Raw genomic sequence first — 18,262 nt, forward strand, 5'->3', positions numbered from 1 at the left:
ATAACTAAAGTATTACAAAAACTTCACCCCGTTTTCTTTAAAGCTGTTAAATCCAATTTAATATTGAAGAAATGGGCACGCAGAGTCGCAGAGGCCGCCGGCAAAATTATTTTATACCTCAGCTCAAACAAAAATCTGTGGAACCTGTGTAATCTGTGGCCACCCCTTTTGCTGCCGGCAAAAACTCTATGCCCTCTATGTCCATATGTTCCACTCCGTTTGCCGCAGGCAAATCCCTTCTGCGAATCTCTGCGTTTTCTGCGGGTCAATTCTCTTAATATGTTTTACTTTAGCCCCTCAATTACCACCAATGAAATTAAAATTCCTACTCCTGTACTTAATGGTAACCATCATGCACAGCAAAGCACAAATCAACAATTTCCCCATCTACACCGGTAAAGACCTTGGCCTCACTTATACCCCCAACAGATCCACTTTTAAAATATGGGCTCCCACAGCAACCAACGCACAACTAAAAGTATACAGCCAGCCCCTCGGCGGCGCACCCACACAAACCATCGATTTAAAAAAAGCCACCCAAGGTACATGGGTGGCTACACTAAGCGGTAATTACGTAGGCAGCTATTATACCTTTTGTGTACAACAAGATGGCAAATGGCTCGCCGAAGTACCCGACCCCTACGCCAAAGCCGTAGGCACCAATGGCAAAAGAGCCATGGTGGTGGATCTAAACCAAACCAACCCCACCGGATGGGCCAAAGACAAAGGCCCGCAATTGCAACACGCCACCGCCGCCATTATATACGAGCTGCACATACGTGATGCCAGCATAGCCGCCAGCAGCGGCATCACCCACAAAGGTAAATACGCCGGCCTTACCGAAACCGGCACCAAAAACCCCGCCGGCCAAAGCACCGGGCTGGACCATTTAAAAGAACTCGGGGTAACACATATTCACCTGCTGCCGTTTTTCGATTATAATTCGGTAGACGAAAGCGACACCGGTAAGCCACAATACAACTGGGGTTACGATCCCTTAAACTACAATACCCCCGAAGGCAGCTATGCCAGCAATGCTGCCGATGGCGCCGTACGCATAAAAGAACTCAAGCAACTGGTACAGGCCTTTCATAAAAAAGGGCTGGCCCTGGTAATGGATGTGGTGTACAACCATACCGGCACTACCGAACAAAGTAATTTTAACCAGTTGGTGCCCGGCTACTATTACCGCCACAACAAAAACGGAAAGTTAAGCGATGCCACCGCCTGCGGCAACGAAACCGCCAGCGAACAACCCATGATGCGTAAGTTTATGATAGAATCCGTTTTGTATTGGGCCAGAGAATACCATATCGACGGCTTCCGTTTCGATCTGATGGGCGTGCATGATATTGAAACCATGAACCAGATAAGTGCAGCCCTGCATAAACTAAACCCCAATATTTTAATTTACGGCGAAGGGTGGACGGCAGGAGCCAGCCCCCTGCCCGACAGCCTGCGTGCCCTTAAGCAAAACGCCGCCCAGCTAAAAGGCATAGCCGTTTTTAGCGACGATATACGTGATGGTATTAAAGGCTCTGTGTTTGAAGCTGCCGACCGTGGTTTTGCCAGTGGCGATACCAACAAAGCCGAAAGCGTCCGCTTTGGCATTGTTGCCGCAACCCAGCACCCACAAATAAAATACAACAAAGTAAACTATAGCAAAAAGCCCTACGCCGCCACGCCAGCCAACACCATCAGCTATGCCGAGTGCCACGATAATAATACCCTTTGGGATAAGCTGGCCATCAGCGCACCTAAAGCTACTGTTGCCCAGCGTACCCAAATGCACAAACTGGCCCTTAGCATGGTGCTCACCAGCCAGGGCATTAGTTTCCTCCACGCCGGCACCGAATTCCTCCGCAGCAAAAAAGGTATCGAAAACAGTTTTAACGCCGGCGACAGTATTAATGCTATCGACTGGAATTTAAAAACCACCAACAAAGAAGTGTATAATTATGTGCAGGGCTTAATTGCCATGCGTAAAGCCCACCCGGCTTTTAGAATGGCCACCACTTTGGAGATACAACAAAACCTTAGATTCCTGGAAGCACCTCTGGGTGTGATCGGGTACGAGATCAATGGTGCTGCAGTGGGGGATAAGTGGAAGACCATACAGGTGTGGTTTAATGGAACAGGGGAAGTACAATTGTTACCAACTGCATTGGTGCAGGGGTTTAAATCGATGGTGGTGAATAACAGGTTTATGGTTGGCTATGGGGTAAAGGGGATGGAGATTGGAGGGTATGGGTGTGTGGTGTTGTATAAGGAGTAAGTAACAATTATTCCTCTACCCACTATTCCTCTATCCACCGTCCCTTTCCCCAAATCATTATCTACCTTTATCACCCATGATAATCAATTTACCTCCCACCGGCCATCAAATTAAAAGCGTCACCAATTTTAAAGACCTTGTTGCCACCCCTTTTACAGGAGCAGTAAATGCCATTTGCTGGGACCGTACACTAAAAGGAGATTTTGCCGAGATCGTTAATAAGATACCGCTAGATGAAAATATAAATATATTGAACCAGGAGGAGCTTGGAGCATTGCAGTTGAGTGAACAGGGGCAGCTTGCCCGCGATATTATTTTAAATGATTGGCAGCTGTTAACTGCTCATGGTGCCGCCCCGGTACTTAACCTCATCAGGTGCTACGATAGAGATGATGCCAACTCGTTTTTTCCAACGGATGTGTATTCCTTTCATGCAGATAGATCTCCTGTACCCACCGATACTTTTTTATGCACTTATTATGGCGCACCTAGCCAAATATTGCCCAATGCACAAGCACAACAAAAAGTGTGGGTGCCCGAAATACGAGCCGCATTAAAAAAACAATACGGTGGGGCAGAAGAAGGGTTTGAAGCATTTTTAAGCGATCATTTTTTTGATCTGCACTACCAGGCTACACCCGGGGCCCTGCCGGTAAGCTTAGGCGTAGGTAACTTATGGAGGCTGGCCATCGATCATCCCGAAAGCCAGGTACTGCCATGTATCCACCGGGCACCGGAGGAAAAAAACGGGCAGCCCCGTTTATTGCTCATCTGTTAAAGCAAAGATTACCCACCTTAAAAAAAAAATCGCCGCTGGTAAAAGACCAGGTGGCAGCATTAAAAAAAACAACGTCTCCTTAAGAGACGTTGCTGAATAAAAATACACTATTGATTTACGGGAGCTGTTGTCCTGGGAATCTTACTTTTTGCATTGGCACTTTCCCTGATGGTGGTCCCTGTTGATTTGCCGTAAGGACAATAATAATCGATGGCATTTTGGGCCGAGCTGTACGAAAGATCGTACTCCACCACCGTACCCCTGGTAACAATATCGGCCGTGTAATTATAAAAATTACGGCTGCCGTATCCGCCAAAGTCACCATACATCACATCGCCATCATAGGTTCTTAATCCATCCAGGTTGCGGATGATGGTATAGCCATAATTGGTTTCCACCACATAGTAACCGCAACTATTATTACTGTACACCACATCGCCCCGTTCCTGCGAAAACCAGTAGTTGTTATCATTGGCATATATTCTTTCTTTGGTACAACTGGTAAATAGCACTGCTGCCATAACAGCTACAATAAACCAGGTAAAAATCTTTTTCATAATGATTGTTTTTAAGATGAACAATTACAACCATAGAAGGCAAACAGCGGGCTAAGTTTTAATACGATTTGTTAAAATAAAACGCTCCTCTGTCTGCATTATGCCGGAGAGTGAGTTGTGAAGTGGTGGGCCGTTAGAAAAATTGTCCATCAGCTTCCTTGAAAAAAGCCCCTGCTCCCCAAAAGGAAACATCTGCACAGCAGGTTTTACGGCAGCAAAAGCGGGCAAAAAACTATTTGAAATATGAAGTAAAAAGGCTGGAAAGAAGGGTTGCAGTAATTATTTTCTTTCTATGTGTAACTATATTAACACATGGAGTATAATGTACTTAGGAAATCAATGCGTTTTACGGGCGAGGAAAAATTAGAAACTTATATAAGCCAATTCAATTTGAAAGAGTTGAATGGCAATTGCTGATAATAAATTGAGTTAATAACTGGTCTTCCTCCAAATCAAAGTCTGATAATTTCTTTGGATGAATTTCCAATCGTAATATTTAAAATTTTAGCTTTTCAAATAATTCACTAACGTCAACGTCCAGCCCCTGGGCAATAGCTATAAGTGTCGTCAAGGCAAAATTTACTTTACCTTTTTCAATTCTTTGGAGTTGACTATATTCTAAACCAGCTGATGCAGCAAGTTGTCTGATGCTTAAATCTTTGCCTTCTCTAATTTTTTTTAGATTATTTGCAAACTTCAATAATATCTTTTCTTTATCATTCACTGAAATACAAGTTCAATTGAATAACATAAATATTTGACGTATGACTGTACGTCACTGGAAAAATAATTATATCTTTAGCTTATAGATTAATTAGAACATTTGGTTTGATCTAGTTTATATATTTGCGATTCTTCATAAATTATTTGAAGCATTCGCTTAGAGTCTCGTACTGAAACCTCGGAAATTTCAATGCCACGAGAAAATAAGTAGAATGCCCACGTCTTGGCGTGGGCTCTCTTATTGTGGCAGCGCCTTCCGAGGGCCTCAGTGCAGTAAGTCGGGTCTGCGCCATTTTCTTATAGCAAAATAGCTCTGGTAAATAACGCATACTCCTGGTAATGCTAAAGCTTTAATCATATACATCCCACCAGTAAGCTTACAATTAATACAGTTTTTGTACTGGCAGTTATAAAACCCTGCCACATACCTCACCTTCTCCTTGTAAAAGCCATTTTTATTGGCTCAAATAAAACATTATGAAACAACAGGCTGTTGAAAATACGCCTACATGGCTATACTATTATCCCCTGCTGCTCCACTACGCAACCCGGATAATAAAAGACCAGGATACCGCAGCAGTATTGGTCAAAAGGGTTATGTATGCACAGTATAGTATCGATGGCCTGCAAAAAACAACAACAACACGCCACATTTTAAAAGCGGATACCCTAAACAGTTGTAAACTATACCAGCAATTGCAAATCTTCGATTGTTCACCTGTAAAATTGCCTTTTAAATAATCACCTGTGAATAACAATTACCACAATCCACTTGTTCAATGGCTCAAATGTCTGTACGAGCGCAAACCTAAAAACCCAACCTAGGTTAAGGCAGCTCATATAAGGTACAACTCATTTTTAAATTTAAAATATACCTGCAATGAAAGGCTTTTATTGCTTAATACTATTCCTTTGCCCATTACTAAACAATGCCCAAACAAGCCAAGCACCATTACCAATTGGCAGCAAATTACCTCCATTGCAATTTAAAGCGGTATTAAATGCCCCTTACAAAACCACTTCGCTTAATGCACATAATACAAAGCTGATCCTGGTCGATTTTTGGGCTACATGGTGCGCCTCTTGCATCAGGGAGTTTCCAAAATTGGATACCCTGCAACAGCAATTTAAAGATAGCCTGCAGGTTTTGTTGGTCAACAATCCCAAAAGTGGCGATGATCAAAAAAGAATAATAGCATTCTTCAATCGCAACAGGTATACCTTGCCGGTAATTTATAAAGATGAACAACTGGCTCGTCTTTTCCCTCACAAAGCCATACCACACACAGTTTGGATAAACAAGGGTGTGGTGATAGCCATCACCGGTCCCGATGAAGTCAATGCACAAAATATCAGGGCGGCACTACAGGGTAATACTACCGCTTTAGCGCTCAAATCAGATCAGCTCGATTTTGACCAGTCAAAACTTTTGTTAGAGCAAGGTAATGGAGGTTCCATCGCCAGTCTGGTTATACGGTCTTCTATCATTCGTTATCTCAGTGGGGCTGGCACTGGCGTCGGCTTTTCCATTTTACCAGGCAATATCTTTCGCCGCTATTTTTTAAATCAACCACTCATTCGGCTTTATGCACTGGCATTCCCTGCTATTGCGGGCAACCGAATGGTATTGGAAAACGGTCTCGATACAACCTTGCTTGGTACCTTGCATACTGCCGCCTGGAAAAGTACCCATTGTTTCAGTTACGAATTATTGGTGCCACAGTTTACACCAGTAGAAAAAATGCAGGTCATCATGCGGCAGGATCTCGATCGCCAGTTTAATCTGTCCGCTGCCGTTCAAAAAAGAATAATCGATTGCTATGCCATCATAAAATTACAGGGGGTAAATACCGCCAACGATTACCTGCCGGCAAAAGATACAGGTTTTTTCCAGGATGCACAGGGCTTCTGGTGCCTGCACAACAAGCCAGTACGGGTATTGGTTAATAAGCTGAATACGCAATCACCCGGCACACCGTTAAAGCCTGTTGTACTTGACGAAACAGGCTATACCCTGCCAGTATCTGTAAACTTTTCATTTACAGATCTCACCAATTTCTACTTATTAAAACAGGCACTCAGGCCCCTGGGGTTCGATATAATTTCCTGTAAAAGAGAATTGGAAGTACTGGTAATTTCTAAAAACTAATCATTAAAATCAAAACTAGCGAACATGAAATATTATTATTGTTTATTCATTTATTTGGTTATCGGCTGCTGCGCCATGGCCCAGCAACAACTTCCAAAAGATACTGCACAAAAAAAAGCAGCAGTCTCTTTGGATAGCGTGGTAGTCTTCAATTCTGGCTATCAGGTTTTGTCTAAAAACAGGTCCACAGGTTCTTTTACACAGGTAGATAATAAAACGCTCAACCTGCAAACGGGCAACAATATCCTTAATCGTTTGGAAGGAGTGGTACCATCTGTGGCAATTAATAAGCATACCAACTCTGCTATACCCGCCATTACAGTAAGGGGTTTAAGTACCATCAACGGCCCTGCATCGCCATTGATCATTTTGGATAATTTTCCCTACGAGGGCGATATAAATACAATTGACCCCGACCTGGTAGAATCCATTACCCTGTTAAAAGATGCCACCGCAGCATCAATTTGGGGTACCAAAGCCGGAAATGGGGTTATTGTCATCAACACTAAAAAAGCTAAACTGGGCCAGCCTGTCACCACCAATTTTAGTGCAGGCCTCCAGGCAAGTTCTCCACCAGATATGCATTATAAACACACGATTAGTTCTGGTGACTACATCGATATGGAAAAAATGCTCTTTGCTAAAGGTTACTATACAAGTCTTTTATCAAGTATTTATCACGAGCCGGTATCACCGGTTGTAGAAATATTAGACCAGCAGTCAAGGGGCATCATTAGCAATACCGCAGCAGATGCAGCAATACAAAAATTAAGGGGTATCGATGTAAGGGATCAATATGAAAGATACATGTATCAATCTTCCTTAAATAACCAGTATGCACTAAGTTTTAGCGGCGGCACCAATACCATCACCTGGTTAGCTGCTGGCAGTTACGACAAGGGCACGGGTTCACTATCCGAAAAGTATGAAAGGTCTTCGGTACGTTTCGAAAATACTTTTCGTCCTGTAAAGCAATTAAAAATAAATACCAGTATATATTACATCCGGTCAAATACAGTTTCAGGCAAACCCGGTTACGCAGCACAAACTTATTTGTATCCCTATTCAAGCCTTCGGGATGATAATGGAACCGCAATGCCTGTAGCCTATCAGTATCGGTTAAGCTTTACAGATACTTTGTACAAGGGTAAATTATTAGATTGGAATTTCTATCCTGCCGATGATTATCAGCATAGTCTTGTAAAGACCAATACAACCAACCTTGTTATTAATGTGGGTGCACAATACCAGTTAGGTGGTGGTTTTAATATAGAAACTAAATATCAATATGAAAAACAGCAGTCGTTAACTAATAACTTGCAAGATGCTCAAAGTTACTATGCCCGTAATTTGATAAATGGTTTCAGTCAGGTTAACTCCACAACGGGGGTGGTTACCTATATAGCCCCCATGGGAGGTATTTACGATCAGGCGGTAAATAATATACAGGTATTTAATTTGAGGGAACAACTCAATTTTAATCGCAGTTTTAACAGGCATCAGCTATCTGCTATTGCAGGTAGCGAACTAAGGGATATACATACCCAGGGCCAGTCTTTTCGCACTTATGGTTACAACCCGGTTAATATAAGTGGCGTAGGGGTAGACTATCGCAATACTTATCCTGCCCTGCCTAATGGCGATTATCAAAACATTCCCTACCAAAATGATTTTACCGATCAAACAAAAAAATTTGTGTCTTTTTATGCCAATGCAGCGTATAGTTATAATGGCAAATACCACCTTACACTTAGTGGCCGCAGGGATGCATCTAATCTGTTTGGTGCTACTACCAATAGCAAGTGGACACCTTTATGGTCAGCAGGTGCTGCCTGGGATATTTCTAAAGAAGCGTTTTATAAAAGCAGCCTCATACCGCACCTGAAATTGAGGGCCACCTATGGATATACCGGCAATGCCGACCCTAAACGAACTGCAGTAGTTACTGTTTTTAATATAGGCAATTCTCTCAACACAGGTTTCCCCTATGCAGCCATTCAGCAGTTTCCTAATCCCACCCTTAAATGGGAAACAGTGGCCATTACTAATATAGGAATCGATTTCGCTGGTAAAAACAATCGCATTTCAGGCAGCCTGGAATGGTACCACAAAAAAGCAACAGACCTGTTTGCTAATTTCCCTATCGATATTACAACAGGTTTGGGCGGCCCAACCGTGGTAAGAAATGTAGCTTCCATGAAATCCAATGGGGTAGATATAGTACTTAATAGAATTAATACAAAAGGTAAATTCCAATGGAATACCACATGTATAATAAGTGCAAATGCTGATAAGGTTACAACTGCATATATGGCTAATCCAATTGCATCCGCATTTGTAAACGATGGCGACAAGGTTACAGCAGTACAGGGAAAACCAATACACGCTTTGTATTCCTATAAATGGGGCGGCCTCGATCCGCTTACAGGTAATCCACAGGGTTATCTAAAAGATAAACTGAGTACCGATTATGCTGCTATAACAGGCTCAGGCAGCACTTTTAACGATCTCGATTACAATGGCTCAGCAATACCACAAATTTTTGGGTCCTTATACAATAGCCTTGCATTCAGGCAATTCGAATTGCAGGTAAATATCAGTTATAAATTCCGCTACTTTTTTAAAAGTAGCAGCTTTTCATATACAGGCTTGTTTAATGGAACAGACAAAAAAGGAAGCGATGACTATACCCGTAGATGGCAGCAGCCTGGTGATGAAGCATTTACTAATGTGCCCTCAATGGTTTATCCGGCAATACCTGCACGGGATTTACTGTATAACTCCTCCAGCTCAATGGTTCAGAAAGGCGACCATATTCGACTCCAGTTTATAAACCTGGCGTATACATTGATGCTTAAAAGACCAAAACAGCTGGCGGCACAGCGTATTCAGTTTTTTGCAGGTGCCTCTAATCTTGGTATACTTTGGCGGGCAAACAAAAAAGGCCTTGATCCGGATTACAGTCCCATGGATATTCCTCCATCAGCTACTTATGCGTTGGGTGTTAAATGTACTTTTCAATAATCTAAAAAATATAATAATGAAAAAGATACTCCTGCTTGCGGCAATCTCATGCTTGTTGCTGGGTTGCAAAAAATACCTTGATCAAAAGCCCGATCAAAAACTTCAGCTACCCGATAACCTCAATGCATTACAGGCACTTTTAGATAACGATGGATTGATGAATACCAATTCAGCAGGCACAGGCGAAGTAAGCGCCGATAATTATTACGTTACCTATTCAACCTGGGCGGCATTAACCAGTGCTTCAGCTAAAAACATGTACACCTGGGAAGATGATATTACACTGTTTGATTCACCCAATCATTGGTCCAGGACTTATGATGGTATTACCGATGCAAATGTGGTACTGGAAAAACTGGAAACAATAACCCCTGCGGTTAACGAACAGCAGCAGTGGAATAACATAAAAGGGGCAGCATTGTTTTACCGCTCAAGGTTTTTTTTAATAGCAGCTGGCCTGTGGGCAAAAGCCTACGACAAAATTACCGCAGCCACAGATCCAGGTATTCCGCTGCGCCTGAAATCCGATTTCAGTGTACTATCGGTAAGGAGTACCGTAAAACAAACTTACGACCAGGTACTCAGCGACCTTAAGGCAGCAGGAATTTACCTGCCTGTTACACCGCTGCATGTAATGCGCCCCTCTAAAACCGCAGCGGATGGCTTGCTGGCAAGAACCTATTTAATGATGGGTATGTATGACAGTGCCCTGGTATATGCAACCAAAAGCCTGGCTGCTAATGCAAACTTGCTGAATTATAACAACCTCAGTTCAGCAGCCTCGTTTCCATTTGCAAAGTATAACAGCGAAGTCATAATCCATACGCAGATGAATACACCTACTATTCTTACAAATACTAAAGCACTTGTCGATTCTGATTTGTATAGATCTTATGCTGTAAATGATCTAAGAAAAACCCTGTTTTTCAAAAGCAATGGAAATGGCACCTATGGGTTTAAAGGAAGTTATAGCCAGAGTGGGTTATTATTTACAGGAATTTGTACGGATGAGTTATACCTCATTAAAGCAGAATGTTTAGCCAGGCAAAGCAATATAACAGAGGCAATGGCTGTACTCAACAACCTGATGATAACAAGGTGGAAAACGGGCACTTTTGTGACCTTTGCTGCAACAGATACAGCCACCGCACTTAATATTATCCTTAAAGAAAGAAGGAAAGAATTGATCTTCCGGGATCTTAGATGGACAGATCTTAAAAGGCTAAATAAAGATCCGGCCACTCAACAAACAGTACAGCGAACCCTCAATGGTGTAGATTATTTTTTGCGCCCTAATGAAAATCGTTATGCCTTGCCCATTCCATCGTCTGTTATTGCACTTACAGGTATGATGCAAAACCCAAGATAAAAAATAAACCCTGTCGGGCGACAGGGCTTATTTTTTAAAGCAATTACTGAGCGGCTCTTTCTGCAACCACTGATACACTTTCAGCAAGATTATTGTAAGGGTCGTTTCCCTTGGTGAAAGTAGGGTGTGCGCCAGTTGCAGCACTGCCTGGGGAGCTGATAATGCATATTTCATCATTACCCTCAGTACAATTGTCAGCATTAGCCGTATATACATACTGCGCAGGATCTGTAGGATCAGGGCTTAATGCATTTGGCATATAGCGGTAAAGGTTGTTGGTAGTTGTTGTAGCAACAACTTGCTTGGGCGTAGTAAATGCCGCAAAGCCAATGGCCATTAATACAGCCACAAGGCCGATAGAAAATCTTTTCATAAAAAATGTTTTAAATGATAATAAAAAATTGTTTAAAAAACTAAGACTGCTGTGCGCTTGCGAACAGCTTTGGTAAAATAATAGTGCTTACTCTGTTAAAGGTTTTCAGCTTACTCCCTTTTGCGGATATCCGTTAAGTATATGTTTGCCCAGGCGAGCAACGTAAATAAAATATTAAACCATAAATGCGTTTTCCAGCTCATCGCTTTCATTACGCCACCACAACTGCAGGGCAGCTTCGTGTTGTCTCCCGCCAGCATAAAACCTACATAAGCTGTAAATATGGTCATCAGTAAAGCCGCCAGCCATAAACCCCATCGCATAGTGGGTTTAAAGGCAATTGCAAGCCCGCTTATAATTTCTGTAACAGGAAGAGTAACTGAAATAAATCCGCCCAGGGGCTGTAGAAAATGCAGCTGTTCCAGTTGCTCCTTAAAAACCTGGTGCCCCAGCAACTTGCTGGTACCCGTATATACAAATAATAGTACCAGCAAAAAATTTATCACAGTAGATATCCGTTTATAATTGAGCAAAAACATATCATAAAGCTCGGGTGCAAAAAATATCAGTGTTGGCACAAAAGTTATCAGTCTGGGTTTATTTAGGTAACAGGTTTTTTCTGTAAGCAGCTGGAGAAACAGAATAATTGGCGCTGAAGGCCCGTATAAAATTATTCATGTACCGGAAACCGGTAGCCTTGGCTATTTGTTTAATTGTTTTACGGCTGTCGCTCAGTAACTCAGCCGCCTTTTTCATGCGCTGCATGCGCAGGTAGGCAAAAAGACTATATCCGTATGCAGCTTTAAAACCGGTTTTTAGTTTAGTGGCCCCAAGCCCTGTGGAATGCGCAATCGTGGCAATTGAATAATGCACACTCAAATCAGCATCAATCAGCTTTTTGGCTTGCGCAAGGCATTCTGTATCATATTCGGATAGCAGCATAAATAATAAGTTCAGGCAGTTCTTTCAATCTTGCTGTTGGGTATTGCAGGGCTGTTCAATTTATTATCATGTTCATGAATCATGAACACGCCCTTTGTATGTTAGGCCGGTTCCCGGTTTTCTTTTTTTTCCGGTAGCAGCATACGCCGCCAGTGCTTCCATCGGGTAGCTGTCATGGCTATGCAGGTAGGCATATACCTGCTGCGGTTCTGCACCTATTTTTTGTTTTTCCAGTCCCGCCGAAAATCCTAAAAACAGTTTTGCTTTGCCGGTTTTTTTGGCCCGCAGCAGCAACTGGTATAAAGCTTGCCGGTAAATATTAAATTCAGCATTATGCGTATAATCAATCCCTATTAAAACAGGCATGTAGGCAGTCTTGCTCATATAGCTGAATACCACACAACAGGGTTTGTTTTCAGCATCGCTGGTAGTATGCTTCAGGGTAAGTTGTAGTTTTTCCCAGTGTTCATTATGCGCCAGCTGCTTAAATAGTTTAGCCGGCAGGGTAAATGTGTTAAGCTCAAAACTTTTTTCTTTCACATTCAGGTACAAATCATACCAGTGTTCAATTTCTTCCTGCCAGTTCGAAACCTTTATCACTTCCACCTCAAACCGGGGAATATGTCGCAATACCTTTTTCCTAATATGGTCGCGGTTGTTTACCGATAGGGAATCATAAAATTCCTGCGGCGAATTCCAGTCCATCGATGGCACAATATGAGTATCAGGAAGTGCAGTTTTTATAAAACCATTATCTGCCATCAGGCGGTCTAAGTCACGCCGGAGGCCATAAAAATCCCGTAGCACAATATGGCTGGCATTGTGTTGCTCCCGCAAAGCATAAATTTTTTCCAGTATCACCGGTATAGCCTCCTTCCATAAAGGATGGGTATGGTCAATATACAAATGTGGCCCTTCCGTTAATAAGCTGCCGCTGCAAATTACCCTGCTCGTTAAATAATAGGGGTCAGTCTTTCGTTTTTCTTCCAGTTGTGCCGATATCGGGGCAGGGGAAAGCATATCCTCCTTCCATAAACTGGTGGTTAGAAAAGTGGCAGCAATAATATTCCCTGCCTCGTCCTTTACCATCAGGTAATCAAATAGCCAGTTGTCTTCTGGCAGCTTATTATCACAAAAGCTGTTTTCGAGAACTTGTAAACCCTTCCAGTCAAATATGCCTTTGCCCTCAAATAATTTATCCCAGGTAGCAGGCTCAATGTCACGGATGCTGTTAAAATGGGATAGGTAAATACTGGCCCTGGCCGAAGCTATACGGCGGGTTTTTGCCTTAATCAGGGGCAGGGGTAACTTAAAGGCCTTATACACTTGTTGCAGGGTAATGCCTTCTTCTGTCATGGCCTCAAGTAGTTCAATGCTCAGTGTTTTCACCATACTTTCTATTTGCGCAGGCAAATGCAGGCTCGTAACAGTAAAGCGTATACCGGTTTGCCGCATCGGTACTGTTGGAAAAATACCCAGGTTTACATAAAACCCTTTTTTCAGCATCCTGGCAACTACGTTATGCCCCAGTTTAGGATAACTTACGGCAACAAAAAATATAGCAGCCCCGGCTTCAGATACCAGCGGTAGCTGGTATTTTTTCAGCATCGCCAATGTAAAAGCAATATTTTTCCTCAGCCGTTCCTGCAACACAGGCAGGGCTGCACTAAGATGTAATCTGGCACTCGCTATAGCAGCTCCCAGTGCCGATGGTTGCATAGGCCCCGAGCTTAATAAAGGCCCTCCCACATTGCCCACCTTTTCCGCCCATGCGGCATTTCCAAAAACCAGCACACCTCCTCCCGAGGCAAAAGCTTTATTTAACGAGGTGGCCATTACCATCTTTTTATGTATAGTATGCCGGCTTAAAACAAACCCCCTTCCGTATTTGCCATGTATACTCATCCCATGGGCATCATCAACATAAAAATGCAATTCCGGATATTTTTCTAACAATAAAAAAATGGTATCAATGGGGCAGCTGTCACCAAACATCGAGTAAATACCATCTGCCATATACCATATCTGTTTATGGGTAGCCCGTAGCGCACATATCTTTTCTTCTAACAGGTCCATCCGGTTATGCCTCACCAGTTCCACCGTCACGCCATGGGGCTTTAAAAGCTGTACAGCGCCTTGTACAGAATTATGTACTTGCTGGTCCATGATTACTGCACAATCGTTGCTAATCAGTACGGGTATAGCAGCAATATGCCCCAGTGTAGTGGTAGGCGTTATTACACACGGGGCTTCAAATATTTTTTCTAAAAGTTGCTGCAGTTCATCATACAGCCCCAGTGAAATATAGGCCCTCGAGGCCGAGAATTGAGTGCCGTAATTATCTATAGCTGCCTTTGCACCCTCTTTTAATTGTGGGTCAAATTCAAGGCCCAGGTAACTGCACGAGCCAAAATTTATTACCGTTTGTTTGTTTATGGTAATACTTGTTCCCTTAATTGCTGTAGTGGAAGTGGTCAGGTGAAAAATGCCTTTGGATATTCCATATTGGGCAATCTCGTCAATAGTATCGTAAAAATCTTGTTGTTTGCTCATCTGTAAAATTTTTTCAAACCTGCCCTTTTTTCACGGAAATAAAAACAGTACAAATACGCATGCTCAACAATATTTTTTACGGTTACGCCTAGGTATAAAAGCGTACAATATTTTCAAAGATTATTTTTAGCTTTATTAAATGGTGCCCGATAACTCATACGTATACCTGCACACCAACAAAGGCATTTTAATTGGCAGCTATATGCAAAAACTGCACATCAGCCTGCCAATAGCTAAGGAAATAGTAAGGGCAAGGATGGCCTTTACACAGGGGCAGCAATGGCCGGTTATGATTATTGGTCACGAAATTGTTAGTATCAGCAAGCCGGCAAGGGAATACCTGGCCTCTCCCGAAGCCACACAAGGGCTTATTGCTACAGCTATAGTGGTACAATCTGAGTTCCACCGTATCATCGGCAATTTTTTTATTTCGGTAAATAAAACTTCCATGCCGGTAAAGATATTCAGTAACGTTCAAAAAGCAGAAAAATGGTTGGCCCAGTTTATTAGGTAAATAAATTATCTTGTATGAATAAACGCTTAAAAAAAATCAGTGCCGTACTCAGCCAGTACGCCCGGGGCAACTTTCATAAGCAGGTCCCTCTCTCTTCGGCACTCGATCAGTTAGACGGCATCGGCAGTAGTATTAATATGCTGGGCGAAGAATTATATGCAGCTACCATTTCCCGTAATTATTTCAATAATATTTTCAATGCAGTCACCGATATGGTCCTGGTCATCAATACGCACGGCTGCATCGAGGAAGTCAATGTGGCTGCTGCCAGGTTGTCAAAATATAAAGCAGCTTTTTTAAAAGGAAAACCCCTCAGTACCATCAGCATAAAGGGATTGCCCTCTTTCCGTAAATTAATGCAGCAGCTGAAACCAACTAAAACCATGCAGTTCGAATGCTGTCGTTTAAAAACGGCCGAAGGGCAGATCATTCCTGTAAAAGTTAACCTGGTATATTTTGCCGACGAACAGTTACGCTGCCGCATACTCTTAACCGCAAAAGATATTAGTCACAGCATTAAAACAGAAAACCTGGTCATCAGGGCCATTATTGATACCCAGGAAAAAGAAAGAACAAGGCTGGCAAAAGATTTACATGATAGTCTTATCCAGCAAATGGCAGGTATTAAATTTTATATCAGCACAATTGCCGGCTGTACAAATAATCTGCAGCAAAAGAAAATACTCATGCAGGCAAACACGGCAATGGCCGAAATGATACTCGATACAAGGAATATTTGTTTTAATCTCATGCCACGTTCGCTCCAGCAGTTTGGATTGGTAAAAGCCGTTGAAGTATTTTGTAACCAGGTGTTGATAGCTAATAAAATAAAATTTGAGTTGAAAGATCTTACCGGCTGGCCTGTGGTTTTTCCGGCCCTGGCCATCGATCTGTATCGTGTTGTTCAGGAATTTATACATAATGCAGTCAAACATGGTAAAGCACGGCACATCAGAATTCAATTCAGCCATAATAAAAATGTATTAACCCTGGTATTGCAGGATAATGGCAAAGGCTTCAATACCCAACATGATTATGATGGCATGGGTTTAAAGAATGTACAGTCCAGGATCAGGTCGCACGAAGGAAAATTAGAATTAACCAGCATTAAGGGCAAAGGCACCCGCTATATTATATCCATACCACAAAACTAAAAAATATGCTTGCAGAAGAAACCTCCGTAACTCCTATTAATGTATTGATAATCGACGACCATAAAATGGTAAGAGACGGCTTAAAAATGATGTTGATGGCAATGAAAAAAAATTTTCCTTTCAGGATTACAGAAGTAGCAAGCGGTGAAGATGCATTGAAAAAAATTAACCGGGAAAATTTCGAACTCATCATTATCGATTATCAGCTGCCCGGTATTTCAGGTGTAGAAACTATTTATCGCACCCTGCGGTTCAGGCCGGCTGCAAAGATCCTCGTTTTAAGTCATTACGACGAATTGCCCTGTATCCAGGCAATGATGGATGCGGGAGCAAGGGGATATGTACTCAAAAGCATTGAACCCGGAGAATTGCAGAACGCCATCAGGACAGTATTGCAAAACAATATTTATTTCAGCAATACCGCAGCATTAAAGCTCATCGAATCTCAAAAAGAATTAACGGTAAAACAATTGCAGGAAAGATCTGCACTCACTCCCCGGGAGCTCGAAATACTACTATGGATAGCCGAAGAATTTACTAATGATGAAATTGCACAAAAGCTATCCTTATCCAAGCGAACTGTTGATACCCACAGGCAAAACCTCATCAACAAACTGCACGTAAAAAACACGGTAGGGCTGGTAAAAGCAGCTATAAGGCTCAATTTATTATAACAGTCTTGGCGCATCCGTTTCCTTTCGTTCCTGCCGGGACCGGCAGATGTTTTTTGTTAACCTGATTAAATGCCTCTGTCAGTAAATATGCAATAGGCCTTGCACCGATCCAAACTAAAAAAACGGATATTATAGCAAAACGCCGTAGAGAAGCCGTAGAGAAGCCGCAGTAAGCCGGTAAATGGAACCCACATCTGGCGCAAGTGTTCTGCCGCAGGCAGCTCACTTGTGTCTATTGATTCTGGCGGTTTTTAACCGCAGCATTTATTACCTCCAATAAAAAACTGTTTCATCTCATCAGAAAACCTTTATTGAGGCAGTATTAAATGCCGATGGTTAAAAGCCGGGATACTACAGCACAGCATACCACCAGCCATAAAAAAAGCAACACCCCTTTACGATTAAGTTGCTGTAAGAAAAATAAACTATTGATTTTATAATATTACACACAACAGGTGGGCATTGTGTAACCTGCGTGTCCGGCCCTTTATCTGTCTGGGTTAACGCAAGACCCCATCATACCGGCACATGTTTCTCTCACTTTCATACCCATCCTTCAAATTTGTCAACTGTAAATTCGCCTGTAGTTAATGATTGCTCATACGCTTCAATTTCCTGGGGAAATGTCTGCAGTGCCTGTTGTCCGCTTAAATAGCGTCCGTTTTGTGGGTCGTAAATAACCCCGTCTGTCAACTCTGCTAAAATAGCTGCAAAGAATAAGCTAACCCTTAATTCGCTTTTATTCCGGCATTTCCAATTAAGCAATATATCCTTTTTACAATGTTTAAGAAGTTTGTCAACTTCGTTGTCTGCAACAAAACTAACGGCTGTGGGTGCAGCTGTTTTATTGCCTCCAAAAAGTTTTGATAAAAATGATTTCCTTTCAGGCGCTATCGTTTCTTGGGGAGTGTTTTTTAATGCTTCGTCAAAATCATAGTCGTCAAATAAAAGCTCAAAGCCGGTCATGATCTCATGTTTAATATTGTCATATTGTTTGGAGTGCCCTGTATGCACTTTCAGCTTTATGGGCAAAAAACCTGTGTCTGCCTGTTCGTCAAACTTAAACTCAGGATGAAACTCAATTTCCATGTTAAAGTCGGCAAATCGTTTTTTAATTCCCGGTATCAGCCCTGCTGAAAATCCTTTTGTGTAAATATTGATGTCCATTCCCATTGTC

Annotated in this window: 16 protein-coding genes; 9 read left to right on the forward strand and 7 right to left on the reverse strand. The window is 42.3% G+C overall.

All coding sequences use genetic code 11. The annotated features are described in order from the left end of the window. The first annotated feature begins 310 nt into the window (after nt 1-310). Nucleotides 311-2,275: a type I pullulanase gene (pulA, locus tag ACQ334_RS20705; RefSeq protein ID WP_430990176.1), complete on the forward strand. Its 1,965-nt coding sequence runs from the start codon at nt 311-313 to the stop codon at nt 2,273-2,275. A gap of 76 nt (nt 2,276-2,351) precedes the next feature. Further along, nucleotides 2,352-3,053 carry a hypothetical protein gene (locus tag ACQ334_RS20710; protein ID WP_430990177.1) on the forward strand — a complete coding sequence of 234 codons (702 nt, stop codon included), beginning with the start codon at nt 2,352-2,354 and terminating at the stop codon, nt 3,051-3,053. Nucleotides 3,054-3,160: 107 nt separating this feature from the next. Here the strand turns inward: ACQ334_RS20710 and ACQ334_RS20715 are convergent, their stop codons facing one another. Together ACQ334_RS20715 and ACQ334_RS20720 are read right to left on the reverse strand one after the other, a co-directional pair. Next, nucleotides 3,161-3,610 carry a hypothetical protein gene (locus tag ACQ334_RS20715; protein ID WP_430990178.1) on the reverse strand — a complete coding sequence of 150 codons (450 nt, stop codon included), beginning with the start codon at nt 3,608-3,610 and terminating at the stop codon, nt 3,161-3,163. Between the two features lie 496 nt (nt 3,611-4,106). Further along, on the reverse strand, nt 4,107-4,334 hold the full coding sequence (locus ACQ334_RS20720; RefSeq protein WP_430990179.1) for a helix-turn-helix domain-containing protein: 228 nt from the start codon (nt 4,332-4,334) through the stop codon (nt 4,107-4,109). Between the two features lie 476 nt (nt 4,335-4,810). Between ACQ334_RS20720 and ACQ334_RS20725 the strand changes: the two genes are divergently transcribed. The 4 genes from ACQ334_RS20725 (at nt 4,811) to ACQ334_RS20740 (ending at nt 10,875) form a co-directional block, all read left to right on the forward strand. Next, nucleotides 4,811-5,074 (forward strand): hypothetical protein, encoded by a 264-nt coding sequence (locus ACQ334_RS20725; protein ID WP_430990180.1) that lies wholly within the window; start codon nt 4,811-4,813, stop codon nt 5,072-5,074. Between the two features lie 139 nt (nt 5,075-5,213). Continuing rightward, the gene (locus tag ACQ334_RS20730) at nt 5,214-6,482 is read left to right on the forward strand and encodes a TlpA family protein disulfide reductase (protein WP_430990181.1); all 1,269 of its coding nucleotides are present in this window, start codon (nt 5,214-5,216) and stop codon (nt 6,480-6,482) included. Between the two features lie 24 nt (nt 6,483-6,506). Further along, nucleotides 6,507-9,506: a SusC/RagA family TonB-linked outer membrane protein gene (locus tag ACQ334_RS20735; protein ID WP_430990182.1), complete on the forward strand. Its 3,000-nt coding sequence runs from the start codon at nt 6,507-6,509 to the stop codon at nt 9,504-9,506. Between the two features lie 16 nt (nt 9,507-9,522). Beyond that, nucleotides 9,523-10,875, forward strand: coding sequence for a RagB/SusD family nutrient uptake outer membrane protein (locus tag ACQ334_RS20740; RefSeq protein WP_430990183.1), 1,353 nt, complete (start codon nt 9,523-9,525; stop codon nt 10,873-10,875). Between the two features lie 43 nt (nt 10,876-10,918). Here ACQ334_RS20740 and ACQ334_RS20745 read toward each other — a convergent pair whose 3' ends face one another. The 4 genes from ACQ334_RS20745 to ACQ334_RS20760 all read right to left on the reverse strand — a co-directional run bounded on the left by ACQ334_RS20745 (nt 10,919) and on the right by ACQ334_RS20760 (nt 14,743). Then, nucleotides 10,919-11,248: a hypothetical protein gene (locus ACQ334_RS20745; protein WP_430990184.1), complete on the reverse strand. Its 330-nt coding sequence runs from the start codon at nt 11,246-11,248 to the stop codon at nt 10,919-10,921. A gap of 110 nt (nt 11,249-11,358) precedes the next feature. Next, nucleotides 11,359-11,787 (reverse strand): MauE/DoxX family redox-associated membrane protein, encoded by a 429-nt coding sequence (locus ACQ334_RS20750; RefSeq protein WP_430990490.1) that lies wholly within the window; start codon nt 11,785-11,787, stop codon nt 11,359-11,361. A 58-nt stretch (nt 11,788-11,845) separates the two neighbouring features. Beyond that, the gene (locus tag ACQ334_RS20755) at nt 11,846-12,190 is read right to left on the reverse strand and encodes a helix-turn-helix domain-containing protein (protein ID WP_430990185.1); all 345 of its coding nucleotides are present in this window, start codon (nt 12,188-12,190) and stop codon (nt 11,846-11,848) included. Nucleotides 12,191-12,262: 72 nt separating this feature from the next. After that, entirely contained in the window at nt 12,263-14,743 is a 2,481-nt protein-coding gene (locus ACQ334_RS20760) for an aminotransferase class I/II-fold pyridoxal phosphate-dependent enzyme (RefSeq protein ID WP_430990186.1), read from the reverse strand. A gap of 139 nt (nt 14,744-14,882) precedes the next feature. Between ACQ334_RS20760 and ACQ334_RS20765 the strand changes: the two genes are divergently transcribed. From ACQ334_RS20765 to ACQ334_RS20775, 3 genes are read left to right on the forward strand one after another with little or no spacing between them, the layout of a single operon-like run. Further along, nucleotides 14,883-15,257 (forward strand): hypothetical protein, encoded by a 375-nt coding sequence (locus ACQ334_RS20765; RefSeq protein WP_430990187.1) that lies wholly within the window; start codon nt 14,883-14,885, stop codon nt 15,255-15,257. A gap of 14 nt (nt 15,258-15,271) precedes the next feature. Then, nucleotides 15,272-16,411: an ATP-binding protein gene (locus ACQ334_RS20770; RefSeq protein ID WP_430990188.1), complete on the forward strand. Its 1,140-nt coding sequence runs from the start codon at nt 15,272-15,274 to the stop codon at nt 16,409-16,411. A gap of 5 nt (nt 16,412-16,416) precedes the next feature. After that, the gene (locus ACQ334_RS20775; protein ID WP_430990189.1) at nt 16,417-17,085 is read left to right on the forward strand and encodes a response regulator; all 669 of its coding nucleotides are present in this window, start codon (nt 16,417-16,419) and stop codon (nt 17,083-17,085) included. A gap of 543 nt (nt 17,086-17,628) precedes the next feature. On the opposite strand, the gene ACQ334_RS20780 is transcribed toward ACQ334_RS20775, so the two are convergent. Beyond that, the gene (locus ACQ334_RS20780; RefSeq protein ID WP_430990190.1) at nt 17,629-18,258 is read right to left on the reverse strand and encodes a hypothetical protein; all 630 of its coding nucleotides are present in this window, start codon (nt 18,256-18,258) and stop codon (nt 17,629-17,631) included. Nucleotides 18,259-18,262: the final 4 nt, after the last annotated feature.

The organism is Ferruginibacter sp. SUN106 (genome assembly GCF_050611765.1).
Classification (GTDB): domain Bacteria; phylum Bacteroidota; class Bacteroidia; order Chitinophagales; family Chitinophagaceae; genus Ferruginibacter.